General features: G+C 64.6%; 26 protein-coding genes. 24 read left to right on the forward strand and 2 right to left on the reverse strand.

Annotated elements, in window-relative coordinates; all coding sequences use genetic code 11:
* Position 1: 1 nt before the first annotated feature.
* From flgA to CKW40_RS07670, 24 genes are all read left to right on the forward strand, one after another.
* Positions 2-526 carry a flagellar basal body P-ring formation chaperone FlgA gene (flgA, locus tag CKW40_RS07555; protein WP_179297870.1) on the forward strand — a complete coding sequence of 175 codons (525 nt, stop codon included), beginning with the start codon at positions 2-4 and terminating at the stop codon, positions 524-526.
* Entirely contained in the window at positions 523-1764 is a 1242-nt protein-coding gene (locus tag CKW40_RS07560; RefSeq protein WP_095199332.1) for a flagellar basal body P-ring protein FlgI, read from the forward strand. The genes flgA and CKW40_RS07560 overlap by 4 nt, the downstream gene beginning before the upstream one ends.
* A 3-nt stretch (positions 1765-1767) precedes the next feature.
* Positions 1768-2352: a MotE family protein gene (locus CKW40_RS07565; protein ID WP_179297871.1), complete on the forward strand. Its 585-nt coding sequence runs from the start codon at positions 1768-1770 to the stop codon at positions 2350-2352.
* Positions 2349-3056 (forward strand): flagellar basal body L-ring protein FlgH, encoded by a 708-nt coding sequence (gene flgH, locus CKW40_RS07570; protein WP_095199333.1) that lies wholly within the window; start codon positions 2349-2351, stop codon positions 3054-3056. The genes CKW40_RS07565 and flgH overlap by 4 nt, the downstream gene beginning before the upstream one ends.
* A gap of 20 nt (positions 3057-3076) precedes the next feature.
* Positions 3077-3571, forward strand: coding sequence for a flagellar basal body-associated FliL family protein (locus CKW40_RS07575; protein WP_095199334.1), 495 nt, complete (start codon positions 3077-3079; stop codon positions 3569-3571).
* Positions 3568-4299 (forward strand): flagellar type III secretion system pore protein FliP, encoded by a 732-nt coding sequence (gene fliP, locus CKW40_RS07580; protein WP_095199335.1) that lies wholly within the window; start codon positions 3568-3570, stop codon positions 4297-4299. Before CKW40_RS07575 ends, fliP begins: the two co-directional genes overlap by 4 nt.
* Before the next feature lie 245 nt (positions 4300-4544).
* Positions 4545-5531, forward strand: a complete 987-nt coding sequence (locus CKW40_RS07585) for a flagellin N-terminal helical domain-containing protein (protein ID WP_095199336.1) — start codon at positions 4545-4547, stop codon at positions 5529-5531.
* A 276-nt stretch (positions 5532-5807) separates the two neighbouring features.
* Positions 5808-6878 (forward strand): flagellin N-terminal helical domain-containing protein, encoded by a 1071-nt coding sequence (locus CKW40_RS07590; protein ID WP_095199337.1) that lies wholly within the window; start codon positions 5808-5810, stop codon positions 6876-6878.
* Positions 6879-7009: 131 nt separating this feature from the next.
* Complete coding sequence (fliF, locus tag CKW40_RS07595; RefSeq protein WP_095199338.1) at positions 7010-8659, forward strand: flagellar basal-body MS-ring/collar protein FliF; 1650 nt, start codon at positions 7010-7012, stop codon at positions 8657-8659.
* 3 nt (positions 8660-8662) lie between these two features.
* The gene (locus CKW40_RS07600; protein ID WP_095199339.1) at positions 8663-9283 is read left to right on the forward strand and encodes a hypothetical protein; all 621 of its coding nucleotides are present in this window, start codon (positions 8663-8665) and stop codon (positions 9281-9283) included.
* On the forward strand, positions 9280-10659 hold the full coding sequence (locus CKW40_RS07605; protein ID WP_095199340.1) for a MotB family protein: 1380 nt from the start codon (positions 9280-9282) through the stop codon (positions 10657-10659). Before CKW40_RS07600 ends, CKW40_RS07605 begins: the two co-directional genes overlap by 4 nt.
* Positions 10656-12026, forward strand: coding sequence for a MotC family chemotaxis protein (locus tag CKW40_RS07610; protein ID WP_095199341.1), 1371 nt, complete (start codon positions 10656-10658; stop codon positions 12024-12026). Before CKW40_RS07605 ends, CKW40_RS07610 begins: the two co-directional genes overlap by 4 nt.
* Positions 12023-13384 carry a flagellar hook-length control protein FliK gene (fliK, locus tag CKW40_RS07615; RefSeq protein ID WP_095199342.1) on the forward strand — a complete coding sequence of 454 codons (1362 nt, stop codon included), beginning with the start codon at positions 12023-12025 and terminating at the stop codon, positions 13382-13384. The genes CKW40_RS07610 and fliK overlap by 4 nt, the downstream gene beginning before the upstream one ends.
* Positions 13314-13901, forward strand: a complete 588-nt coding sequence (locus CKW40_RS07620) for a transglycosylase SLT domain-containing protein (protein WP_179297873.1) — start codon at positions 13314-13316, stop codon at positions 13899-13901. Before fliK ends, CKW40_RS07620 begins: the two co-directional genes overlap by 71 nt.
* A 224-nt stretch (positions 13902-14125) precedes the next feature.
* Positions 14126-14794 (forward strand): response regulator transcription factor, encoded by a 669-nt coding sequence (locus CKW40_RS07625; protein WP_010911291.1) that lies wholly within the window; start codon positions 14126-14128, stop codon positions 14792-14794.
* Between the two features lie 79 nt (positions 14795-14873).
* The gene (locus CKW40_RS07630; RefSeq protein ID WP_095199343.1) at positions 14874-16133 is read left to right on the forward strand and encodes a flagellar hook protein FlgE; all 1260 of its coding nucleotides are present in this window, start codon (positions 14874-14876) and stop codon (positions 16131-16133) included.
* Positions 16134-16160: 27 nt separating this feature from the next.
* Positions 16161-17615 (forward strand): flagellar hook-associated protein FlgK, encoded by a 1455-nt coding sequence (gene flgK, locus CKW40_RS07635; protein ID WP_095199344.1) that lies wholly within the window; start codon positions 16161-16163, stop codon positions 17613-17615.
* A gap of 3 nt (positions 17616-17618) precedes the next feature.
* The gene (locus CKW40_RS07640; protein ID WP_095199345.1) at positions 17619-18662 is read left to right on the forward strand and encodes a flagellar hook-associated family protein; all 1044 of its coding nucleotides are present in this window, start codon (positions 17619-17621) and stop codon (positions 18660-18662) included.
* A gap of 29 nt (positions 18663-18691) precedes the next feature.
* The gene (gene flaF, locus CKW40_RS07645) at positions 18692-19039 is read left to right on the forward strand and encodes a flagellar biosynthesis regulator FlaF (protein WP_095199346.1); all 348 of its coding nucleotides are present in this window, start codon (positions 18692-18694) and stop codon (positions 19037-19039) included.
* Complete coding sequence (flbT, locus tag CKW40_RS07650; protein WP_095199347.1) at positions 19036-19479, forward strand: flagellar biosynthesis repressor FlbT; 444 nt, start codon at positions 19036-19038, stop codon at positions 19477-19479. Before flaF ends, flbT begins: the two co-directional genes overlap by 4 nt.
* Positions 19479-19886: a flagellar hook assembly protein FlgD gene (flgD, locus tag CKW40_RS07655; protein WP_095199348.1), complete on the forward strand. Its 408-nt coding sequence runs from the start codon at positions 19479-19481 to the stop codon at positions 19884-19886. Before flbT ends, flgD begins: the two co-directional genes overlap by 1 nt.
* Before the next feature lie 13 nt (positions 19887-19899).
* Positions 19900-20166: a flagellar biosynthesis protein FliQ gene (fliQ, locus tag CKW40_RS07660; RefSeq protein WP_010911298.1), complete on the forward strand. Its 267-nt coding sequence runs from the start codon at positions 19900-19902 to the stop codon at positions 20164-20166.
* A gap of 176 nt (positions 20167-20342) precedes the next feature.
* Positions 20343-22211 carry an asparagine synthase (glutamine-hydrolyzing) gene (gene asnB, locus CKW40_RS07665; RefSeq protein WP_095199349.1) on the forward strand — a complete coding sequence of 623 codons (1869 nt, stop codon included), beginning with the start codon at positions 20343-20345 and terminating at the stop codon, positions 22209-22211.
* Between the two features lie 162 nt (positions 22212-22373).
* On the forward strand, positions 22374-24017 hold the full coding sequence (locus CKW40_RS07670; RefSeq protein WP_095199350.1) for an MFS transporter: 1644 nt from the start codon (positions 22374-22376) through the stop codon (positions 24015-24017).
* 25 nt (positions 24018-24042) lie between these two features.
* Here CKW40_RS07670 and CKW40_RS07675 read toward each other — a convergent pair whose 3' ends face one another.
* On the reverse strand, positions 24043-24411 hold the full coding sequence (locus CKW40_RS07675) for a cupin domain-containing protein (RefSeq protein ID WP_095199351.1): 369 nt from the start codon (positions 24409-24411) through the stop codon (positions 24043-24045).
* 95 nt (positions 24412-24506) lie between these two features.
* Entirely contained in the window at positions 24507-25892 is a 1386-nt protein-coding gene (locus tag CKW40_RS07680) for an NAD(P)/FAD-dependent oxidoreductase (protein WP_095199352.1), read from the reverse strand.
* Position 25893 lies beyond the last annotated feature (1 nt).

The following is a 25893-nucleotide window of genomic DNA, read 5'->3' on the forward strand; positions in this document are numbered from 1 at the left end:
GATGGCCATGCCGATCTCCTGCTCCGCATTCCGCCGCACCGCGCTGATCCTTGCGCTGGTGGCCGGCGGCATGCCGGCTTTCGCCCAGGAATCGGCAAATCAGTCAGCAACGCAGATCGCCAGCAATCAGCCCGCCGGCGAGGTTGTGCTGATCCCCAACCGCGTCATCTATCCCGGCGAGACCATCGAACTCACCGCCCTGAAGCAGGTGACCCTCATCCCGGGCAAGCACAAGCCTGACGCCATGGCGACCCGTGCCGAAGAACTCCAGGGCAAGGTCGCCAAGCGCACGCTGCTGCCCGGCCGTTACATTCCCTCCACCGCCATCCGCGAAGCCTGGCTGGTCGAGCAGGGTGCTGCCGTGCAGGTGTTCTTCATCGCCGGTGGACTGACGATATCGGCGACTGCGGTGACCTTGCAGCCAGGTTCGGCCGGCGACCTCATCAAGGTTCGCAACAGCGACAGCGGCAAGATCCTCTCCGGCACCGTGATGGCCGACGGAACCATCCAGGTTAGCGCTTCATGATGCGCCTGCTTGCCCTTCTGCTCGCGGCCACGCTCGGCCTGCAGCCGGCCCTGGCCGACGGCCTGACGCCCAAGGCCAAGCGCGAGCTCGCCGCCAGGAACGGCGGCGTCGACAATGATCCGGAATATGATCCGGCCACCACCACCCGCATGTTCCGCGTTTCGCCCGGGCCAAGCTCGCTGCCGCCCGGCCAGGTCGCCTCGCGCATCAAGGACATCGCCCAGCTGCAGAGTTCGCGCGACAACCAGTTGGTCGGCTACGGCCTGGTCATCGGCCTCGCCGGCTCGGGCGACAGCCTGCGCAATTCGCCGTTCACCGAGCAGTCGATCCGCGCCATGCTCGAAAACCTCGGCATCGCCACCGAAGGCGGCAGTGCGCGCGCCAAGAACGTCGCCGCCGTTATCGTCACCGCCAACATGCCGCCCTATGTGCAATCGGGCGCCCGCATCGACATCGACGTCTCCTCGATGGGCGACGCCACCTCGCTTGCCGGCGGCACGCTGATCATGACGCCGCTGAAGGCGGCGGACGGTGAAATCTATGCCGTCGGCCAGGGCGCGGTCATCGTTTCCGGCTTCATCGCCCAGGGTCAGGCCCAGCAATTGACGCAAGGCGTGCCGACCGCCGGCCGGGTGCCGAACGGCGCCATTGTCGAGCGTTCGGTGAAGGCCGAATTCGACGACCAGTCGACGCTGACGCTACAATTGCGCAATCCCGATTTTTCGACCGCCATCCGCATCGCCGACGCGATCAACGATTACACCAGCCAGCGCTTCGGCATGCGCGTGGCGGGCGAGCGCGATTCCCGCACGGTGCAGATCAGAAGGCCGAAGGGCGTTTCGGCCGCGCGCTTCTATGCCGAGATCGAAAACCTGGTAGTAGAATCCGATACGCCGGCCCGCGTCGTCATCGACGAGCGCACCGGCACCATCGTCATTGGCAACGATGTCAAGATCTCGCGCGTCGCCATCAGCCACGGCACGCTGACGGTGCGCATAACGGAAGCGCCGCGCGTCGTGCAGCCCGAACCCTTCTCCAAGGGCGAAACCGCCGTCGAGCCGTTCACCGCCATCGACGCCAGCCGGCCCAATGGCCGCGTCGCCGTGCTCGACGGGCCAGACCTGCAAACCCTCGTTTCCGGCCTCAACCGCCTCGGCGTCAAGCCGGACGGCATCATTGCCATCCTGCAAGGCATCAAGTCGGCCGGCGCCCTGCAAGCCGATCTGGTTCTCCAATAGGCGATGCCGATGATCTCTTCCCCCTCATCCCATGAAAGACGCCCTCCCCGCGCAATCCTGTTGGCGGCCGCGGCTCTCGCGGCCATGGCCGTTTCCGGCAACGCACATGGCGAGGATGTCGTTCGCCAGGTTCTGCCCGGAGCGCAGCCCGCGGTGGCACCGCAACAGTTGACCCGGGAAAAGGCGCCGGACCAGAGCGAGATCGAGCGCTTCTGCTCCAACATCGCCGACGCCGCCCGCGATCGCCGCTATGCCTTGCAGGCCGAGGAGTTGAAGCAGCTGCAGGCCGGCATCGACGAGCGCATGAAAGCGCTGGACGCGAAAAAGGCCGAATACGAGACCTGGCTGAAGCGGCGCGAGGTGTTTCTGGCCCGGGCCGAGGACGGCGTCGTCAAGATCTATGCCGGCATGAAGCCGGACGCCGCGGCCGAACGCCTGGCAATCGTCAATGCCGACCTGGCCGCGGCCATCTTGATGAAGCTCGATTCACGCAAGGCCAGTGTCATTCTCAACGAAATGGACCAGAAGGCGGCGGCGACGCTCACCGGCATCATGGCCAGCGCAGCCCGAAGGGTAGATCCGTCATGATCCGCAGAATGCTCATCCTGTGCGCGGTCGCGGCGCTGTCCGGCTGCGGCACCAACCTCAGGGAGGTCGGCAAGGATCCGGCGATGTCTCCGGTCGGTTCCGGCATCGACGGCGGCAACACATCGGCCCTCTACAAATACCCCGAGCCACCTCGGGCACCGGTGAAGAAATTCTCGCTGTGGGACGATCGCCAGAGCCGCCTCTTCACCGATCCCCGGGCGCTCTCGCAGGGCGACATCCTGACCGTCAAGATCAAGATCAACGACCGCGCCAATTTCAAGAACCAGAATGACAGAAGCCGCACCGCCAACCGCAAGCTCGGCTTCGACCTCAGCGCGCAATGGGACAAGTGGAGCACCGCCGGCAAGGGTGCTGGAGCGCTCAACTCCGCCACGGATACAACGGCCGATGGCGAGATCAAGCGATCGGAAACGCTTGAGCTCAATGTCGCGGCGATAGTCGCCGATGTCTTGCCGAACGGCAATCTGATGATCACAGGGTCGCAGGAAGTGCGCGTCAACGCCGAGCTCAGGGTGCTGACCATCGCCGGCATCGTGCGGCCGGCCGATATCGGCGCCGAGAACACGATCCCCTACGAACGCATCGCCGAGGCACGCATTTCCTACGGCGGACGCGGCCGCATCACCGAGATCCAGCAGCCGGCCTACGGCCAGCAGGTTCTCGACCAGGTTCTTCCGTTCTAGGGATTGGGGAACAGAGCGCCGTGGCCAATGTCGAACAGCTTCAGCCTCGCAAGGGTCCTTCCCTTGTCGTGCAAGGCGCCGCGCTGCTGGTGGTGACGGCCGCCGCCATCGGCATGGGCTGGATGTCCGGCGGCTATCTCAAGGGCGTCGGCGCACCGTCATCGGTGCCGGCTGCGCCTGAAAATGAGGGCAAGGTCACCGAACCCGCTGCCGCGCAACAGCCTGGCATGGGGCCGACGCTTGTCGCGCTGGCGCCGATCACCACCAACATCGCATCCCCCGCCGACACCTGGATCAGGATGGAAGTATCCGTGGTCTATGACGCGCCGCAGCCACCGGCGATGACGGAGGACATCCATCAGGACCTTCTGGCCTTCGTGCGCACGCTGAAGATGCATCAGGTCGAGGGCGCCAGCGGTTATCAGCACCTGAAAGCCGATATCGAGGAACGCGCCTCGATCCGCAGCCAGGGGCACGCCAAACAAGTTCTCATCAGGACATTGCTGCTCGAATGAAGAAGTTCCTTCTCGCCGCGGCGCTGATCGGCGCCGCCACCTCCGTCGCGGCGGCGCAGCAGCTGGACCTGGGCGGCATCGGCAAGGCCGACGGCACCACCGTCGGCTACATCATCCAGATGTTCGGCCTGCTGACCGTGCTGTCGGTGGCGCCCGGGCTGCTGATCATGGTGACGAGCTTCACCCGTTTCGTCATCGCCTTCTCGATCCTGCGCGCCGGCATCGGCCTGCAGTCGACGCCGGCAAACCTCATCCTGATTTCGCTGTCGCTGTTCATGACCTTCTATGTCATGGCTCCGACCTTCGATCAGGCCTGGAACACCGGCGTCAAGCCGCTGATGGACAACCAGATCAGCCAGACCGAGGCGTTCGAGAAGATTTCGGACCCGTTCCGCACCTTCATGCTGCACAATGTGCGCGACAAGGACTTCGACCTTTTCGCCGATCTCGCCCGCGAGCGCGGCCAGGTCGTTGCCAAAGAGACGGTCGACCTGCGCATCCTGGTTCCCGCCTTCATGATCTCCGAGATCCGCCGCGGCTTCGAGATCGGCTTCCTGATCGTGCTGCCCTTCCTGGTCATAGACCTGATCGTCGCCACCATCACCATGGCGATGGGCATGATGATGCTGCCGCCCACGGTGGTGTCGCTGCCGTTCAAGATCCTTTTCTTTGTCCTGATCGACGGCTGGAACCTGCTCGTCGGCAGCCTGGTGCGATCCTTCAACTGACCTCGCCGTCTCGGCCCGAAGCGACGATTGCCCGCAAGGATCGCGCAGTGCGCGAGGCGTCGATTTTTTCTCCAATTATTTTTGCTTAACCGTCCAGTTTAGGTCTTTGGTAGGAACTCGCCGCCATAGTCGCTCGCAGATGGCGGGTGACCCAAACGCAACGGTCATTGGCATGATGCCGCTCCGTCATACCGGACAAACCGGTATGTCAAAAAAACACCTGTAAAAGCAAGGTACGAGTAGCCATGGCCAGTATCATGACCAACAGCGCCGCATTGACGGCCCTGCAGAGCCTTAACGCCACCCAGAACAACCTCTCGACCACCCAGGCCCGCATCTCGACGGGCTATCGCGTCTCCCAGGCTTCGGACAACGCCGCCTATTGGTCGATCGCCACCACCATGCGCTCCGACAATCAGGCCATGTCCACCGTTTCGGACTCGCTCGGCCTCGGCGCTTCGAAGGTCGACACCGCCTACACCGGCATGAACAGCGCGATCACCACCATCAACGCGATCCAGCAGAAGCTGACCGGCTCCTATGGTCAGACCGACGCCGCCAAGGAAAAGACCCAGGTCGAAATCGCCGCCCTTCAGGCACAGCTGAAGGGTTACGCCGACTCCGCCACCTTCTCCGGCACCAACATGCTGTCGGTGTCCACCGCTTCTGGCACGGCCGCCGACGTCAAGGTCGTTTCGGCCTTCAACCGCAGCTCCACCGGCGCCGTTTCGCTCTCGACGATCGACGTCAACGTGGAGAGCATCAAGCTCTATGACTCCGGCGCCGCGCCGACCGCCAAGGGCATCCTTGATGCGGCTCGCCTCGGCACCACCGGCGCTACGACCGCCACGGCACAGGTCCCGACCCTGGGTGCTGCTCCCGCGGCCGGCGACACGTATTCGGTCGCCAGCCTGTCGATCTTCTCGGGCACCACGGCCGCCAGCGACGCTCAGATCTCGCAGATGATGAACGTCGTCGACGCCGCGCTCAAGGATATGACGACCGCCGCCACCAAGCTCGGCGCCGCCAAGAGCTCCATCGACCTGCAGAAGACCTTCACGCAGAGCCTGATGGACTCCATCGACCGCGGCGTTGGCCAGCTCGTCGACGCCGACATGAACAAGGAATCGACCCGCCTCCAGGCGCTGCAGGTCCAGCAGCAGCTCGGCGTCCAGGCGCTGTCGATCGCCAACGGCTCGTCGCAGTCGATCCTGTCGCTCTTCCGCGGCTGATCGCTCTCAAACGGCTACATCAGACAAACGGGCCGCGCCAAAAGCGCGGCCCGTTTTGCGTTTGCTCCAGCCCCGCGCAACCCTCGTTTCTTAACCCTCGAAAGCGAGCCTTTAACAGGCCGTTAACCATAACGAGCTAGTCATGGTTAACCATAGCTTACAACGGATTGGCGAAACGGCCCGGTCGGGACGACGGCAATCGATGGGCGGGCGACTGGCTCGCGAGGGCAATGCCGGTTTTTGAGAAAGACCGGCCCGGAAAAAGGAGCGAGTTTCTTGGCGAGCATCATGACAAACGCTGCGGCGTTGACTGCACTTCAAAGCCTCAACGCCACCAACAAATCGCTTGAGCAGACACAGGCCCGCATCTCGACGGGCTACAGGGTCTCCCAGGCCTCCGACAACGCCGCCTACTGGTCGATCGCCACGACGATGCGCTCCGACAACGCAGCCTTGTCGACGGTGCAGGACGCGCTCGGCCTCGGCGCCTCGAAGGTCGACACCGCCTATACCGGCATGAACAATGTTCTGACGTCGATCGGCCAGCTCAAGACCAAGCTGCTCTCCACCATTGGCCAGACGGCCGCGGCCAAGGCAAAGACGCAGACGGAAATCACCACGCTTCAGGCGCAGATGAAGTCCTTTGCCGATGCCGCCACCTTCTCGGGCTCGAACTATCTTTCGGTGACGTCGACGCAAGTCGCGGCCCCCAATGACGGCGTTCAAGCCGACGCCAAGATCGTCTCGTCCTTCAACCGCTCCTCCTCGGGCGCCATCTCGCTCGGAACGATCGACATCGACGTCGAGAGCACGAAACTGTTCGACAACGGTCTCGCGACCGCCGTCAAAAACCAGGGCACACTCGACCGCCAGACGTCCGTATACGCGACAGCGGCCGCCCAGACCCTTTACGACAATGCCTATGCGACCTCGATCGCCGGTGGTGGCACGGACATCGCCGCCAACACCGCTGGCCAGACGGCCGCGGGCGCGGTGGTCCCCAGGATCGACAACGTTTCCGCCTTCAATCTCGACATCACGGCAGCGGGCGTGACCGACGACATCATCACCCAGATGATCGGCAAGATCGACAAGGTCATGAGCCAGCTGACCGACCAGGCCACCATCCTCGGCGCCGCCAAGAGCTCCATCGACCTGCAGAAGACCTTCACGCAGAGCCTGATGGACTCCATCGACCGCGGCGTCGGCCAGCTCGTCGATGCCGACATGAACAAGGAATCGACCCGCCTGCAGGCCCTGCAGGTGCAGCAGCAGCTCGGCATCCAGTCGCTGTCGATCGCCAACAGCTCCTCGCAGTCGATCCTGTCGCTGTTCAAGAACGGCTAATCCAGCCGTAGCGGACAGATACCCCTCCTTTCAATTCACGGGCCGCGCCGCAAGCGCGGCCCGATTTCATTTTCGCACAAGCTTCGAGGGCTAATGTTCCGGCGGACAATCATGCTGGGAGTCGCTCTATCGTGCCGGAACAGATCCAGAGCATCATCTCGAATCTCCGCGGTTTTGGTGTGAAGCGCCTCGCCATGCTGGCGGGCATCGCCGTTCTGGTGATGGGCGTCATCGGCATCGCCTCGGTCTACCTCAACCGCCCGGCCTACGACACGCTCTATGTCGGCCTCGACCGTTCCGACGTGAACCAGATCGGCCTGGTGCTGGGCGAGGCCGGCATCGGCTTCGACGTCGGCGCCGACGGAACCTCCGTGCTGGTGCCGGCCGGCACCACGGCGCAAGCGCGCATGCTGCTTGCCGAAAAGGGTCTGCCGACCAGCGCCAATGCCGGCTACGAGCTGTTCGACAATGTCGGCGCGATGGGCCTGACCTCGTTCATGCAGCAGATCACCCGCGTGCGTGCGCTGGAAGGCGAGATCGCCCGCACCATCCAGTCCATATCTGGCATCAAGGCGGCGCGCGTCCACATCGTCATGTCCGAGCGCGCCAATTTCCGCCGCGACGAACAGCAGCCCTCGGCATCGGTGGTCATCCGCTATGCCGGCATCGACGCCGAGAAGAGCGCCCAGTCGATCCGCCATCTCGTTGCCGCCGCCGTGCCCGGCCTGTCGGCCGACAAGGTGACGGTGCTCGATTCCAACGGCAACCTCTTGGCCGCGGGCGATGATCCCTCCAACACCAGCGCGGCCCGCACGCTCGGTGTCGAGCAGACCGTGGAGGCGCAGATCGGCGACAACATCCGCCGCGCGCTCACCCCCTATCTCGGGCCCGACAATTTCCGCGCCAGCGTGAAGGCCGAGGTCAACACCGACACCCGCCAGACTGAAGAAACCATTTTCGATCCGAATTCACGTGTCGAGCGCTCGGTGCAGTCGGTGCGTGCCAATGAAAACAGCAACCAGAAGCAGGCTTCGACCCCGGCAAGCGTCGAACAGAACCTGCCGGAGACCCAGGCGACCAGCACCGAGGGTCCGCAGACCACTTCTGCGAACGACCGCAAGGAAGAGATCACCAATTACGAGATCAACTCCAAGAAGATCGCCACGGTCTCCAACGGCTACACCGTCACCAAGATGTCGATCGCCGTCGTCGTCAATCAGGACCGGCTGAAGACGATCCTGGGCAAGGACGCAACCCCGGAGCAGATCGCCAAGCGCGTCGCCGAGATCCAGAAGATGGTAAGTTCCGCCACCGGCCTCGACGACAAGCGCGGCGACGTCATCGACGTCTCGGCCGTCGAATTCATCGACGGGCTGGACGGCGAGGCGATCCCGCAGGCTGGGATGCTGGATTCCATCGGCCAGCACGCCGGCACGCTGATCAACGCCGGCGCTTTCATCGTCGTGGTGTTCCTGGTGGCCTTCTTCGGCCTGCGGCCGATGGCGGCGGCGCTGACGGCAAGAGCGACGCCCGCTTTGTCGGGCCCCAATTTCGATGAAGTCCAGCGTTCGCTGCCGACACCGGAGGCAGCCGCTTCCACCGATGCGGGTGCCGCCATCGGCGCCTTGCCCGGCTCGCGGCCCGGCATCACGCCGCTCGATGATCTTCGCCAGAAGATCAGGCCAGCGCCACAGGAGCGGCTCGCCCGCATGGTCGACCTCAATGAGGAGCGCACCGCGCAGATCCTGCGCAAATGGGCGGCCCAGGAAGTCGCGGCGTAAACCATGGCCTCCGCAGCCCTTTTCGATCTTCTCCCTGATTTCGGTACGCGCGCGCCACGCGTCAGCCAGCCGCAGGCCGCGTCCGAGCACAGAACGGAAGCATCCGCACCGCCGGCCGATATCGGCACTCTGATCGCCGAGGCGGTTGCCCAGGCGGAGGCAACGCTGGCGGAACGGCTTGTCGCCGCCCACGACGCGGCGCTGGAAGCGGAGCGTCAGGCGAATGCCGAGGAAGCAAGGAGCTTTCTCGAAAGCTTCGGCGGCGATATCGGCAAGGCGGTCTCGCTGCGCATCGACGCCATGGAGACGCGCGTGACGGACCTCGTCGCCGCCACGGTCGCCCGCATCATCGGCGGCGTTGTCAGCGACGATCTGCAGAAGCGCTCGCTCGAGGCGCTCGCCGGCGCAATTCGCGAGGCCGTCGGCGATGGTGAAGCGGTGCGCATCGCCATCCGTGGGCCGCTGTCGCTGTTCGAAACGCTGAAGACATCGCTTGGACCACGCATTGCAAATCTCGACTTCATCGAGGCGCCCGGCTTCGATCTGACGGTAACCATTGACGAGGCCGTGTTCGAGACACGGATCGCCGAATGGTCGGCAACTCTTTCCGAGGTCCTGTCATGAGTGTCGCCGAGGCCGATCACGGCAGGCACGAGATCATCATCGTGCGGCGGGCTCATGACGACCATGACGAAGCCCATCATGGCGGCGTCTGGAAGATCGCCTTCGCCGACTTCATGACCGCTATGATGTGCTTCTTCCTGGTCATGTGGCTGATCAACGCGGCCAACGAACAGACCAAGGCGGCCGTCGCCAGCTACTTCAACCCGGTCAAGCTCGTCGACCGTGAGTCGAGCCGCAAGGGCCTGGAGGATCTCGGCAATGGGCCGCGCGCGACCGGGATGACGGCCGACGACCCGCAGGAGGCGACAAAAAAGTCCGGACAGGACGGCATCGGCGCGGCTGGTTCATCCAACCGCAAGCAGGACAAGCAGGAGCCGAACAAGGCTGAGCAGTCGGATGAGCATCTGTTCGCCGACCCTTATGCCGTGCTCTCCGAAATCGCCACCGACACCGGCGTCATGCAGAATGTCAGCCAGAAGGGCGATGGCGGCACGCAGAACGCCGGTCCGGCGACGGGCGCCTCCGGCGGCGCGTCCTACCGCGATCCCTTCGAGCCGGATTTCTGGTCGCAGCAGATCGCGGCACCCGCCGCCGAGGCGAGTGCCCAGCGCCCCAAGATCGAGGGCGACCCGCTCAAATCAGGTGACAAGGCTGCGGAGACGCAGGTCGCCAAGGTCAAGGCCGTGCCGCCGGCACCGCCAGTCACCGACGCACCGCTCGAGCCTCTGGCGAAGGATGCCAAGACCGCCGCCGCGACGATGGCCAAGGCCGGCGAAACCAAAGCCAGCGATGCCAAGGCCAATGAGGCCAAGGCTGGAGACGGCAAGGCCGCGGCTGCCGCCAAGGCGGATGCCGCCGCAGCTGCGCAAGAGACGACCCCGCCTGAAGCCGCGGAGAAGCCGCCGACCGCCGCAGCCGTGAAGGCGGCGGCCGACGTCAAGCGGCAGCTGGCCGATGCCTTCAAGCCCGGCGACAAGCTGCACGACGGCGTCTCGGTCGAAGCCACCGACAAGGGTGTCGTCATTTCGATTACCGATCAGCTCGACTTCGGCATGTTCGAAGTCGGGTCGGCGGTGCCGAGCCGCGAACTGGTGCTGGCGATGGAAAAGATCGGCCGCATCGTCAACAGCCAGAAAGGCACCATCAGCATCAACGGCCACACCGATGCGCGCCCGTTCCGCAGCGCCAGCTACGACAATTGGCGGCTGTCGACGGCGCGCGCGCATTCCGCCTACTACATGCTCGTGCGCGGCGGCGTCGACGAACGCCGCATCACCGAGGTCGCCGGCTTCGCCGACCGCCAGCCGAAGGATCCGGCCGACCCCATGTCGGCGGCCAACCGCCGCATCGAGATCCTGATGACGAGCGGCGGATGATGCGGGCGGCCGTCACCAGCCGGCTAATGGGCCTGTTGCTGCTGGCCGCCGGATATCCGTCGGCCGGCTTCGCCCAGGACACGCTGCAGCCTTACCAGCTGGTGCGCTCGCTGCAGCTCGTCCAGGACCGCATCGCCGCCGGCGATCACGCCGCGATGCCGATGCAGGCCAAGCTGCTTGAGATGACCGATACGCGCCTACGCGAAGCGGATGCGGAGGACTTCAAGGACCCCAAGAATTTTCGCGCGCTGCTGGTCTACGGCATGAGCGGCGGCAATCCGGTGACCGTCGAAGCGGCGGTGTCGCGCGCCACCACGGATCCGGGCAGCCTTGCCATCGCCAAGAGTGTGATCGACTATCTGAACGGCCGGCCCGGCGAAGCGATCGAAGCCCTGAGGCCGATCGATCCGATGACACTGCCCGCCGATCTCGGCGCGTTCCTTGCCCTGGTCAAAGGGTCGCTGCTTGCCGGTGATCAGCCGGCGGCGGCGCTGACGCTGCTCGACGAGGCCAAGCTGCTCAGTCCTGGCACATTGGTCGAGGAAGCCGCCCTGCGGCGCTCGGTCGGCATCGCCGTGGCGCAAGGCGACGCGGCACGGTTCGCGCTTGCCTCCACCCAGTATGTCGAGCGCTACCTCTATTCGCCCTATGCCAGCCAGTTCGCCGATTCCTTCGTCTCCGGCGTCATCACGCTGCACATGTCGATCAGCCAGGACAAGCTGGCCGATATCACCGCGATGATGGATCCCGAGCGCGAGAAGGTGATCTATCTGCGCATCGCCCGCCGCGCCGCGATCGACGGTCTCAGCGACTTGTCGGCCTTCGCCTCGGCTCGGGCCGAGCACGGCCGCGATGGCAACACCAACCAGGGCGATCCGCGCGCCGAGCTTTACTCCAGCCTGTCCACGGTGACTTCCGGTACGATCGAGGACGTGCGCACCAAGCTCGGCAAGATCGACCGCAGCAAACTGTCGGACGGTGACCGTGCCCTGCTCGATGCCGCCCAGGCGATCGCCGGCGAGGTGGTGGCGCCGCCGGCTTCCCTTCCAGCCGCAAGTCCGGCGTCTGCGGACACTGCACCACAGCCCAAACCCGAGGTCGCCGCCGCACAGGCGGCCGACGAGGCCGGATTGCCGCCCGTCGAGGGCGCCGTCGCCGAACAGCCTGCCGTCGCGCCGTCCGGCGGGACAGCGGCCGCTGCGCCGAACGCGCCGGCGCCTACAGCCGATTCGGCGACGGTCCTGCCGGCATCGGCGCCGGCGACCTCTGCGGGTCCCAACACGACCGATCCGACCGACGCCGCCATGATGAAAACCCGTCGACAGCTCGACCTGATCGACCAGATGCTTGGAGCCGCCCCGAAATGACCCCCAGCCTCGGCCCGGCCCTGCCAGGATTTACCGCCGCGCGTACGGCGGAGCAGCCGGCCACGCCCGGCAAGAAGGATGATTCCGGTTTCGGCAAGATGGTGCATGGCGGCGCGAGCCAGGCGGAAAAGCAGCCGACCACCGAGGCCGGTGGGCGCGATCCGCGCTGGAGCAAGCTAGCCGCCGGTCTTGCGGCACAGGCAGGCGAGGACGAACCGCTGCCGGCCGGCAAGACGAGGACCACACCGACCGGATTGACGGCTGCGAAGTCCACGAAGGACGGCAAGGACGTTGGGGCGGACGAGGACATCGATACCGAAACGCCGGCAACCGGCGCAACGCCGCTCGACGACCATCTGCCTTTGCTGATGGCGTTTCATGATTTGCGTCATTTCTCGACATCGGCCAAATCAGCCGATGCAGGCGAAGCCGGACAGGAACCGGTGCTCGGCGGGCAGGTCCTGCCGAAGGCCTATCGGGCGACATCCGCCGCCGGGCAGGACGACCTCGAACCGATGTCGAAGCCCGAGCGGGTCTCGCTCGTCGACGGGCCGCTGACGAAGCTCGAGTCCGTCCGCGACGCCGGCGCAGGCACGCCGCGGCGTGACAATGCTATCGCCGCCAGCCCGCTGCCCGAGACGTCGGCCGCCGAGGTGCCGGGCGTTGAACCGAAGCAGGCGGCGCCGCAGCTGAACTCCATCGCCGACGTCCAGTCCTCGTTGCGGTCGGAGCCAGGAAAACCGCCCTCGGCGCAGGCGCGCGTCGACGTGGTTTCCGAGCGCAGCTTCCCTGCCCCGCCGCAGGCACCGATCAGCCAGGCAGCACTCAACGTAATCAATGCCGTAGCGGCCGATGTTAGCCCTCAGCAGGCGTTTTCGACCGCCTCCGCGACCAGCCAGCTGGCCGGCCCTGTTGCCGTTCCGACACATGTGTTGAAGATCGAACTTCACCCGGCCGAACTGGGCATGGTCACGGCCCATCTTCGCCTCTCCGGAGAACAACTCTCGATTGAACTTAAGCCCGAAACACACGATGCCTACCGCCGGCTTTCCAGCGACAGCGAAGCAATCGTCAAGTCGCTGCGCGGGCTGGGCTTCGAGGTTGATAAGGTTACCATCATGCAACCGTCAGTGGCCGTTCCGGCTACAACCCGGACGGATGCAACCGCCACTCTCTCCACCGCACCTGGCCGCGACCAGTCTGCCTTTCAGCCCGGAAACTCCAGCGGCGGCAACAGCGGAGCCGGCGGTCAGCAACCAGGCCAGCAGTCCGCAAGGGGCAACCATGATGACGCGCAAGCACTCGGCCGCGCCGCTTCGCCTTCTCGCGAGCGCGCTGGCGGCGATATGTTTATCTAGCCTCGCCAACACCGCGGCTGCCGCCACCAATCCCTGCGAGCCCGAGATCCTGCGCGCCGCCGACCGCTATGGCGTGCCCGCCGGCATCCTTTATGCCGTCGGCCTGACAGAGACTGGCAACAAAGGCAGCCTTCAGCCCAACGCATTGAATATAGAAGGAAAAGCCGTCTTCCCAAAAAGCCGCGCCGAGGCGCTTGCCACCTTCGCCAATGCGCAGCGCGAGGGCAAGACGCTGATCGATCTCGGCTGCATGCAGATCAACCATCACTATCATTCTTCGCACTTCCGCAGCGTCGAGGACATGCTCGACCCGCGCCAGAATGTCGACTACGCGGCGCGTTTCCTGGCCAGTCTCCATGCCCGCCACGAGACCTGGTCGATGGCTGTCGCCCGCTATCATGCCGGTCCCGACAACGACCCGGCGCAGAAGGTCTATGTCTGCCGGGTGATTGCCAACATGATCGCCACCGGTTTCGGCAAGTGGACAACCAACGCCCGCGCCTTCTGCAACCCGTAAGCGTATTTTCTGCTTCTAATACGCTCATCGCGCTGCTTTGGAGTTGCCGGTTCGACTTGCCCAGAACTTCCCACGCCAAGCATATCTGGCTGCACGCTAATGCAACCGGTACGATTCCAGACTCCCAAGAAACTAGTTACAAGAAATGACGGTTGTTCAGGATTCTCACCAGCGGTTACGCCTTTCCCCACGGGGCAGATGTGCTGATTCGGAAGGCGGGGCCGATGATCGTGATCGTTGACGAGCGAGAGCTCGTAACTGAGGGATACAACTCACTTTTTGATCGCGAGGGCGTCGCCTGCGCGGGCTTCGCCCCCGGCGAATTCGGCGAGTGGGTGAACTCCGCCGCCGACACCGATTTGCGTTCAGTGCGCGCCTTCCTGATCGGCGACTGCCGCGACGGCGCCATCTCTCCGCGCCAGATCCGCGACCGCACCGGCGCTCCGGTCATTGCGCTCAGCGAGCAGCATTCCCTGGAGAACACATTGCGGTTGTTCGAGAGCGGCGTCGATGACGTCATCCGCAAGCCCGTCCATATCAGAGAGATCCTGGCCCGCATCACCGCCATCCGCCGTCGCGCCCATGAGGATGTCGCCTACACCGAGATCGGCGCCATGCGCATCTTCATGGATGGCCGCGACCCCGAGATCGACGGCCAGCCACTGCCCTTGCCGCGCCGCGAGCGCCGCATCCTCGAATATCTGGCGAGCAACCGCGGCCGCCGCGTCACCAAGACCCAGGTCTTCAACGCCATCTACGGCATTTTCGACGAAGAGGTCGAAGAGAACGTGGTGGAAAGCCACATCAGCAAATTGCGCAAGAAATTGCGCGAGAAGTTGGGCACAGACCCGATCGATTCCAAACGCTTCCTCGGCTACCGGCTCGTCTTCTAATGCCGCGCCGCGCCAGCCTCGCGCAAGACAGGACGCGTAGCCTCGCTGCCAGTGGCATGGATATTGCGGAGACATCTCGATGAGCCTCTACGGAATGATGCGGACCGGCGTTTCCGGCATGAACGCCCAGGCCAACCGCCTGTCGACAACCGCCGATAACATCGCCAATTCCGACACCACCGGTTACAAGCGGTCCTCCGCCGAATTCTCGACGCTGATCATGCCGTCGACGGGTGGCGCCTACAATTCCGGCGGCGTCACCACGACGATCCGGCAGGCGGTCAGCGATCCGGGCGTACTGCAATACACCACCTCGGTGTCCGACCTCGCCGTCAGCGGTGACGGCTTCTTCGTCGTCCAGGACCCGAGCGGCACACCTTTCCTGACCCGCGCCGGCGCCTTTGTTCCAGATGCACAGGGCAGGCTGGTCAACGCGGCTGGCTTCCAGCTGATGGCCTACAGCTACGCCAATGGCACGCCGGCGGCGACGGTCAACGGCTTCGAAGGCCTGGAGCCGGTTGTCATCTCCGACCAGGGATTGACCGCGACCCCGAGCACGACGGGTAGTTTCAGCGGCAATCTGCCGGCAGGTGCGACACCGGTCGTCGCCGCCAACCTGCCCTCCACCAACTCGGCAGGCGCGCAATACACCTCGAAATCCTCGATGGTCGCCTACGACAATCTCGGCAACAAGAAGCTGCTCGACGTCTATTTCACCAACACCGGCACCGGCACCTGGGAGGTATCGGTCTTCGATCAGTCGAAGGCCACGGCCGGAACATCGTTCCCCTACGCCGCCGGCGGCTCACTCGGCACGGCCAACCTGACTTTCGACACCACGACCGGCAAACTCACTGGCACGCCCACCAGCGTTTCATTTACCGTGCCAGGGGGCGCCAGCCTCAATCTCGACCTGTCGACACTGACCCAGCTCGGCACCGGCTTCACCGTTACCGACGCGCAAGTCAACGGCAACGCGCCGAGCACCATTGACAAGGTGCAGATCAGCAAGGATGGCACCATCTACGCCCAGTACAAGGACGGGTCCACCAAGCCGCTCTACAAGATCCCGCTGGCCGACGTGCAGAGCCCGGACCAGCTCAAGGCCCTGCCCGGCAACGTCTACGCGCAAGGCACCGAATCCGGCGCGGTCCGTGTCGGCTTTGCCAATGAAGGCAAGGCCGGTTCGATCATCTCCGGCGCGCTCGAAAATTCCAACGTCGATATCGCCGAGGAATTGACCGACATGATCGCGGCGCAGCGCAGCTACACCGCCAATTCGAAAGTCTTCCAGACCGGTTCCGACCTGATGGACGTCCTTGTCAACCTGAAGAGATAAACCGGGCGTGGCCCGTGAAAGACCAGCATGTCGTTATCTTCCGCATTGAGCATCGCCCAATCAGCGCTTATGAGTACGGCGCGGCAGACCAGCGTTGTCACGCGAAACGTCTCAGACGCTTCCAATCCGGACTATACGCGCCGCATCGCCGCCGTCACCAGCACGGCGCCCGGCGCGCGTTCAGTTGATATCCAGCGCGTCACCAACGACCTGCTGTTCCGGCAGAATCTCAGCGCCTTGTCGGCCTATAGCGGCCAGAACGCGCTCTACAGCGGCATGGATCAGCTGGACGTCTCGGTCAACGGCGTCGACAACGCCTCCTCGCCCTCGACGGCAATCGCCAATCTGCAGCAGGCGCTGCAGCTCTACGCCACCTCGCCGTCCAACCAGAATCTCGGCTCCAGCGTCATCGACGCCGCCAAGCAGGTCGTGCGCTCCCTGAATGAAGGCTCCCAGGCCATTCAGGATTTCCGCACCCAGACCGACGGCCAGATCGACACGGCGGTCAAGGACCTCAACTCGCTGCTCGGCCAATTCCAGGACGCCAACCAGGCGGTCATTTCCGGCACCCGTTCCGGCACCGATGTTTCCGATGCACTCGACCAGCGCGACGCGCTGCTGAAGAAGATCGCGGACTACGTTCCGATATCGACCTTCACGCGCGGCGACAATGACATGGTCATCACCACCGGTGACGGCACCACGCTGTTCGAGACGATACCGCGCACGGTGAGCTTCACGCCATCGGCCGGCTATGCCGCCGGCGCCGCCGGCAACACCGTCTATATCGACAACGTGCCGGTCTCGGCGGGAAGCGGCGGCAACACCACCGCCAGCGGCAAGCTTGCCGGCCTGCTGCAGTTGCGCGACGGCGTCGCCTCGACCATGCAGAGCCAGCTCGACGAGACCGCGCGCGGCCTCATCACGGCCTTTGCCGAGACCGCGCCCTCAATGCCCAACGCCGCCGGTCTGTTCACCTGGTCCGGCGCCCCGGCGGTGCCGGCCGCAGGCACGCTGGTCAATGGCCTGGCCGGCACGATCAGCATCAATACGGCGATGGATCCAAGCGCCGGCGGCAATCCGACATTGTTGCGCGACGGCGGCGCCAATGGCGCTGCCTACGTCGCCAACACCACCGGCGGCGCTTCCTATTCCAACCTTCTCGTTGCCTATGGCGACCGGCTCGACCAGCCGATGACGTTCGACCCCGCAGCCGGGATTTCGGCAACGTCCAGCGTTTCCGACTACGCCGCCAATTCGATCGGCTGGCTCCAGGGCATGCGCCAGCAGGCTTCGACCGCCGCCGACGCCAAGGAAGCGCTGGCACAGCGCAGCTCCGAGGCGCTGTCCAACGCGACCGGCGTCAATGTCGACCAGGAAATGTCGCTGATGCTCGACCTCGAACATACCTATCAGGCATCGGCCCGGATGATGAAGACCGTCGACGACATGATGACGGCCCTGTTGAACGCGGTGGGATAATCCATGACTTCAGTCTCTTCGGCCGCCCTCACCAACGCCATGCGCTATCAACAGATGCGCATGCAGGCCGACCTCGTCAAAGCCACGAAGGAATCCTCGACCGGCAAGGTCGCCGATGTCGGCCTGGCGCTGGGGGGACGCACCGCCCAGTCCGTCACCTTCCAGCGCGACCTCGACCGGCTGAACGTCATTGTCGATTCCAACGGGCTGGTCACCGCAAGGTTAGCGTCGACCCAGACCTCGCTCGGCCAGCTCTCCGGCGTGGCGCAGACCTTCCTGTCCGCCCTGACCACCGCGTCGTCGGGCGACAACTCCGACAGCCTGACCCAATCGACCGGCCAGACGACCATCCAGCAGCTTACCTCGATCCTCAACACCAGCGTCAACGGCGAATATTTGTTTGCCGGCACCAACACTGACGTCAAGCCGATCAACGATTTCACCGCCGCCGGCTCACCGGCCAAGGCCGCCTTCGACGCCTCCTTCGTCGCCAAATTCGGCTTCACGCCCAGCGACCCGGCCGCGGCCAACATCACCACCGCCCAGATGGACGATTTCATCACCAACTATGTCACGCCGCAGTTCCTCGGCACGGGCTGGCAGACCAACATGTCGAACGCCACCGACCAGCAGATCGTCAGCCGCATCGCGCTCAACGAAACCACCGAGACGTCGACCAGCGCCAACAGCGACGGCATCAAGAAGCTCGCCATGGCCGCCGCAATGGTCTCAAGCCTGATGTCCACCAACATCAGCCAGGCGGCCAAGGACAGCATCGTCAGCCACTCGCAGACACTGGTCGGCGAGGCGCTGAGCGGCATCGCCCAGGTTCAGTCCGAAACCGGCATCGTCCAGAAGCGCGTCTCCGATGCCAGCGACCGCATGAAGACGCAGATCGACCTGTTCGAACGCCATATCCTCGATCTCGAAGCCGTCGATCCGGCTACGGCCGCCACCAAGGTCGCGGACCTGACGCAGCATATCGAGACGTCCTTCGCTCTGACAGCGCGCCTGCAACAGCTCAGCCTGTTGAATTACCTGACCTGACAACTTCCAGCGGAACGGTAGAGCCGACGATGTACCAATTCTCCTACGCCGACGTCCAAAGCACCTCCGTCTCGGACGCCAAGGACCGTGAGCGCGAACTCCTGACCCGCTCGATCGACATGCTGGCGGCGGCCGCCGCGGCCGGCCAGGATTCGATGGAGGCCGTGGAGGCGCTTAATTTCACCAACCGCGTCTGGACCGTCTTCGTCGAGGATCTCGGCTCCAGCGACAATGCGCTTCCCAAGGAATTGCGCGCCAACCTGATTTCCATCGGCCTGTGGCTGCTGCGCGAGGCGGAGGACATCCGCCAGGGCCGCACCAACAATTTCGAAGGGCTGATCGAAGTGTCCCAGATCATCCGCGACGGCATTCAATGACCAACACGCTGAAGATATCGCTGAAGCCTAACGAGAAGATCTACATCAACGGCGCCGTCATCCGCGTCGACCGCAAGGTCACCATCGAACTGATGAACGACGTGCAGTTCCTGCTCGAAAGCCATGTGATCCAGGCCGACCAGGCATCGACGCCGCTCAGGCAGCTCTACTTCATCGTGCAGGTCATGCTGATCAATCCGGCTGGCGCCGATGAGGCCCGCGAAATGTTCCGCCGCTCGCTGCCGCTGCTCATTGCCAGTTTCGAGGACGCCGAGATCTGCAGCGCACTGAAGCAGATCGACCGCATGGTCGGCGAGGATCATATATACGAGGCATTGAAGGCGATCCGTTCGCTCTATCCTCTCGAACGCCGCGCGCTTGGCGGCAATGACGATGTTCCGGGCGCACCGCGCCCGCTGGCCGTGGGAGCACGCTACTAATGACCGTGGATATGACGACGACGATACCGGTTGGCGCCAACTCGACCACCACGTCGACCTCCAAGACCGCTGTCGACTACCAGTCCTTCCTGAAGCTTCTGATCGCCGAGATGAAGAACCAGGATCCGACCAAGCCGATGGATTCGACGCAATACGTCGCCCAACTCGCCACCTTCTCGCAGGTCGAGCAGTCGGTGCAGACCAACACCAAGCTCGACCAGATCATGCAGTCCTCGGCGCTGTCGCAGGCCGATGCTATTATCGGCCGAACGATCACGTCGGCCGACGGCAAGACCACCGGAACAGTGGCTTCGGTGACGCTCGCCAGCAGCGGACTGATCGCGGTGCTGCAGGATGGCACGCAGGTCCCCGTCGGCGCAGGCGTGTCGATCAAGCCGGCAAGCTAGGCCAACCTCCGACATGAACGAGGCCGACGCACTCGACATCGTCCAGTATGCGGTGTGGACGGTGCTGACCGCGTCCGCTCCGGTGGTGCTGGTCGCCATGGCGGTCGGCATCGGCATCGCCCTCATCCAGGCGCTGACGCAGATCCAGGAAATCACCTTGACCTTCGTGCCGAAGATCGTCGCCATCATGTTGGTGGTGGCGCTCACCGGCCCGTTCATCGGCGGCCAGATATCGGCCTTCACCAACGTCATCTTCCAGCGCATCCAGAACGGGTTCTGAAACCCAGCGAGGGAGCGCGCGGCGGCTTCCATCCGGAATTGCCCGAAACCAGCGGCCTGCTTGCGGTTGACCCGGTTCCGGCTAGATTGCCGTGCAGGCCACTCCCGGCCTGGCGATCCTTCTGTCCCAATGGCCTGTCGAAATCCCCTGAACCAACCCAGACCGACCGGCGGACCATGTGTGGCATAGCCGGCGTTTGGCGCAAGCGGAACCCGATCGGCGGCGGCGATCTCGCCGATGTCGGCCGCATGATGCAGGCACTGGCGCATCGCGGCCCCGACGATCATGCCAGCTGGAATGACAGCCGGCTGGCGCTCGGTCACCGGCGGCTGTCGATCATCGACCGTTCGGCGCAGGCGCGCGAGCCCATGCTCACCGCCTGTGGCCAGGGCGTGCTGGTCTACAATGGCGAGGTCTACAACTATCAATCCTTGCGCGCGACACTTGAGGCTGAAGGCAGGCGGTTCCGTACGGTCTCGGATGCCGAAGTGGTCCTCGAGGCCTTGCATCACTGGGGGCCGGACATGGCCATTCCGTTGTTCGACGGCATGTTCTCGCTCGCCTATTTCGATGCACGAGCCGGAGCGCTCTGGCTGGCGCGCGATCGCCTCGGCATCAAGCCGATGTCGGTGGCCGAGACGAGTGAGCGAATCCTCTTCGCCTCAGAGGACAAGGCGATCCTGGCTTGCGACAGTCTCGCGCGGACCATCGATGCGCGCGAGATCACCTTGCGTTTTGCCTGGCAAAGCCGTGACTCCAGCTCCAGCCTGTTCGCGGGCATAGAGCGGCTGCCGCCCGCGGGCCTGTGGAAGGTCACCGACGCCGGCATCGAGAAGCGCTGTTTCTGGCATGTCCTCGATGTACTCGACGCCGCCCGCATCGCCGGCGACACCGCCACCGACGCCGAGCACATGGCGTCGCTGGAAGCGCTGATCGAAGACAGTGTCAGGCTGCACTGCATTGCCGACACCAGGCTGGCAGCGGCTTGCAGTGGCGGCGTCGATTCCGGTCTCGTCACGACACTGGCGAAACGGTTCCGGCCGGAGATGACAGCCTATGTCGTCGATCCGCGCCTCGGTCACAGCGAGGCGGAAGACGCCGCACGCACCGCCCGCCATGCCTGTGTGCCGCTGAACAGGGTGCCCGTCGACAAGAACCGGTTCCTCGAACTCTGGCCAAGAGCCATCTGGCACCTGGAAAGCGATGGCTGGCACGCAAGCCATGCCTGCCTGCTGGCGCTTGCCGAGCAATGCCGGGCTGACGGCATCAAGGTGCTGTTGACCGGTGAAGGCGCCGACGAGTTGTTTGGCGGCTACGACTGGCAGGAAGCCAGCATGCGGCCGTGGCGGCCTTGGGCATGGCCGGGACGGCTGTTCCGCTCCAAGGCCCGGCTTGCCCGAAGGTTCGAGCGCCAGCGCCATGCCCCCTTCCGGACATCGATCGCCGGTGGCCATGGCTGGGACCGCAACATCGTGCTCAGGGCGCTGTCGCCGGAACTGAATTTCCTTCAGACCAAGATCTTCGACCGGCTCGAGCCGGTCGCGTCGCTCAGCGACCGCGCCTTCCTAGGCTGCTGCCTTCACGACCTGTATGCGCATCTCCAGGATCTCTTGAACAGGCATGACCGGCTCAGCTTGGCGGCTTCGGTGGAGCTCAGGGTGCCGTTCCTCGAAAACCGGCTGATCGACTTCGCCATCCACCTGCCGAGGCGGCACAAATACCGCCACAGCCAAGGAAAATGGCTTTTGAAGAAAGTCGCGGAAAAACACATTCCGCTTCAGAACGTGAACGCCCGCAAGAACGGCTTCCAGGTATCGGCCAACTTCACCGCGGGCACAGAGGGTCTGCTGCGCGCAGGCTTGCTGCGCGACGTGATGAAATGGCCGGCCGCTTCCGTCGAAGACCTGATCGATCTCGCAAGGCGGGACCAGCCGTCGCGGTTGCGGCTGGTCGGCATGGAGCTTTTCCTTCGCCTGCACGCCGACGGCCAGACCACCGGCCACCTCACCGAAGCGCTGCATGCCGCCGCGAGGGATGCGCGCTGAAGCCATGTCGGCCGGGCCAATACAGACGTGGCCCTCTTCTATCCCCTCGTTGGCCCATGATCTTGCGTGCATGACATTCGCCCTTTGCGGCGCGATGCTATAGTTTCGGCTAACGATGCGGAGAAACCGCAAGGATCAGCACGCCGTGGCAGGAATCCATCCATGATTGACGAGAAACCGGACAGCGAAGGCGTTTCGGCGCTGGCGCCGTTCCGGCATGGCATTTTCCGTGCCGTCTGGGCCGCAAGTCTCGTTTCCAATTTCGGTGGCCTTATCCAAGGTGTCGGCGCCGCCTGGATGATGACGACGATCGCAACTTCGCCCTATCAGGTCGCCCTGGTCCAGGCCTCCACCACCTTGCCGATCATGCTGTTCGCGCTCGTCGCCGGCGCCATCGCCGACAGTTTCGACCGGCGCAAGGTGATGCTGGTCGCGCAGACCTTCATGCTGGTCGTTTCGCTGCTTCTGACCGTGTTCACCTACTACAATCTGCTCACGCCCTGGACGCTGCTGGCCTTCACTTTCCTGATCGACAGCGGCACCGCGCTCAACAGCCCGTCCTGGCAGGCGTCCGTCGGCGACATGGTTCCCCGCAACAAGGTGCCGGCGGCCGTTGCGCTGAACTCCATGGGCTTCAACCTGACACGCAGCGTCGGTCCGGCGATCGGCGGCATCATCGTCGCGGCTGCCGGTGCCGCGGCCGCCTTCGCGGCGAACGCGGTCAGCTATATCGGCCTCATCATCGTGATGGCGCGCTGGAAGCGCGACGTGCCGGTATCGACCTTGCCGCGCGAATCGCTCGGCGCGGCCATGGGCGCCGGCCTGCGGTATGTCGCCATGTCGCCCAACATCGGCAAGGTGCTGGTCAGGGGGGCGGCCTTCGGCTTCAGCGCCGGCGCGGTGCTGGCACTCTTGCCGCTGGTGGCGCGCGACGTCGTCAAGGGCGATGCGTTGACCTACGGCATCATGCTGGGCGCCTTCGGCATCGGTGCCGTCGGCGGCGCGCTGATCAGCGTGCGACTGCGGCAATTGCTCTCCAGCGAGACGATGGTGCGCTGTGCCTTCGCCGGCTTCTCCGTCTGCGCCTTCAATGCCGCGCTCAGCCATCACTCCTGGCAGACCTCGCTCGGCCTGCTGGTCGGCGGTGCCTGCTGGGTGATCGCGCTCTCGCACTTCAACGTCACCGTGCAGATGGCGACGCCGCGCTGGGTGGTCGGCCGGGTGCTGTCAGTCTACCAGACCGCGACCTTCGGCGGCATCGCGCTGGGCAGCTGGATCTGGGGCGTCGTCGCCGATGCGCATGGCGCCGAGACGGCGCTGATCGCCGCCGCCATCGCCATGCTGGCCGGCGGCGCCATCGGCCTCATACTGCCGCTGCCGCAGCAGCAGGTGCTCAACCTCGACCCGCTCAACCGTTTCAAGGAGCCACACCTCGCGCTCGACCTGAAGCCGCGCAGCGGTCCCATTGCCATCATGATCGAATACATCATCCGCCACGAGGACGAGACGGAATTCCTCGCCACCATGGCTGAGCGCGGCCGCATCCGCCGCCGCGACGGCGCCCGCAACTGGACATTGGCGCGCGATCTCGAAAATCCGACGATCTGGATCGAGCACTACCACACGCCGACCTGGCTCGAATATGTCAGGCACAATGGCCGCATCACCCATGCTGATGCCATGGTCGGCGACCGCTTGCGGGCGCTGCACAGCGGCGACGAGCCGCCGCGCGTGCGTCGCGTCATTGAGCGCCCGACCACCGCCGGCACCGCGCTGGTGATGGCCAAGGGGCCGATCGAGCACTGATTTCGTCAGAGCCGATCGTCGCCTGTCAGCCGGCCGACTGGATCATGTAGAGCTTACGCGTGGTCTCGCGGATGCGCCATTCGCCTTTCCATCCCTGCGGCAGCACGAGGAGGTCGCCCGGCCCCAGCTCGCGCGCCTCGCCATCGGCGCGGCTCACCTCCACCCGCCCCGAAATGATGTGGCATATCTCCGACGACCCCGTGCGGTCAGCGGTGAAGCGGCCGGGCGTGCATTCCCAGATGCCGATATCGACGGTTCCGTCCGGCGACTGGAAGAACGAGCGCACCGCCTCGACCTGATTTCCCTCGATGGAAGTCGGCTTGGGTGAGAACGCGCCGATATCAGCCTTGGCGAGGTCGTGGAAGGTCGAAAGGTCGATCAAATTGGTCTCCATGAACAAAGCAATTCCAGGAAAAGTGTCCAGCGGTTTTCCGTCCGGAATTGCGTAAATACAAATTGCTGGAGCGGTTCAGCGAACGCTGAACCGCTTCAGTGGCCCGTGATGCTGTCGGCGAGCGCGGCCAGTTTCGACGTATGCGCAAGGCCTGCGGCTTCGCGCCCGTCAGCGATGCGATAAAGCTGGTACATCGAATGCACGCCGAGCCAGCGGAACGGCTCCGGCTCCCATGGCCTGACCTTGCGGTTGACCCAGGGTAGCTTCGTCAGCTCGGTGTCCTGGCCAAGGACCAGATCGGCCAGCGTGCGCCCGGAAAGATTGGAGCTCGACACGCCAAGCCCGACATAGCCGCCGGCCCAGCCGATACGGGTCGCGGGATCGAGGCCGACGGTCGTGCACCAGTCGCGCGGCACGCCGAGCACGCCGCACCAGGCGTGCTCGATGCGGCAGTTCGCCGTCTGCGGCAGCAGCGTCGTCAGGATCTGATGCAGCTGGTCGATCGTCGCCTGCTGCGTCTGCCCGTTGATATCGGTGCGCGAGCCGTAGCGATAGGGAACACCGCGGCCACCCATGGTGATGCGCCCCTCGCGCGTGCGCTGGGCATAGCAATAGGCGTGGGCGGCGTTGCCGAGAAGCTCATGCCCCTCCCAGCCGATCTGGCGCCAAAGCGCCTCCGACAGCGGCTCGGTCACGATCTGCGCGCTGTTGAGCGCCAGCCAGGTCCGCTCCTCGCCGGGAATGCCTGCAGTAAAACCCTCCGTCGCGCGGATGATGGTTTCCGCCCGCACCGTGCCGCGGTTCGTCGTCACGCTGCCCTTGGTGATAGACGTCACCGTCGTCTGTTCGTAGATCGGCACGCCCAGGCGCTCGACGGTGGCCGCAAGCCCGCGCACCAGCTTGGCCGGCTGCACCCGCGCCTGGCCGTGGACGACGAAGCCGCCCATGACATTGCGGATATTGATGCGTGCCCGCGTCGCCGCTTGATCCAGCATTTCGACGCGGTCCGGATCGACATCCCAGGCGCGGATCGCTTCGCACTCCTCACGCGCGCGTTCGAGTTGCGCTGGGTTGGTGGCCACCGTCAGATTGTCGACGCGGCGGATATCGGCGTCGATGCCTTCTTCCGTCGCCACGCGGATTACCTCGTCGACGCAGCCCGCCATCGCCGCCTGCATGGCGCTGACACCTTGCCGGCTCGACGTCTTGAGATATTTTTCGCGCGACCAGGAGAAACCACCCGACAGCCAGCCACCATTGCGGCCCGAAGCGCCGAAGCCGGCAAATTCGCGCTCGATCACCGCGATGCGCAGCGAAGGCCTGGCCTTCTTCAGATAATAGGCGGTCCACAGCCCGGTATAGCCGGCGCCGACGATCGCGACATCGGCCTCGATGTCGCCGGGCAAAGGCGGCCGGGGCGCGGGGACCCCGCCCAGATCCGCATCCCAGAACGATATGTCGCCGTTTCGCTTGGCTTGCATG

This window comes from Mesorhizobium carmichaelinearum, from assembly GCF_900199455.1.
Lineage (GTDB): Bacteria > Pseudomonadota > Alphaproteobacteria > Rhizobiales > Rhizobiaceae > Mesorhizobium > Mesorhizobium carmichaelinearum.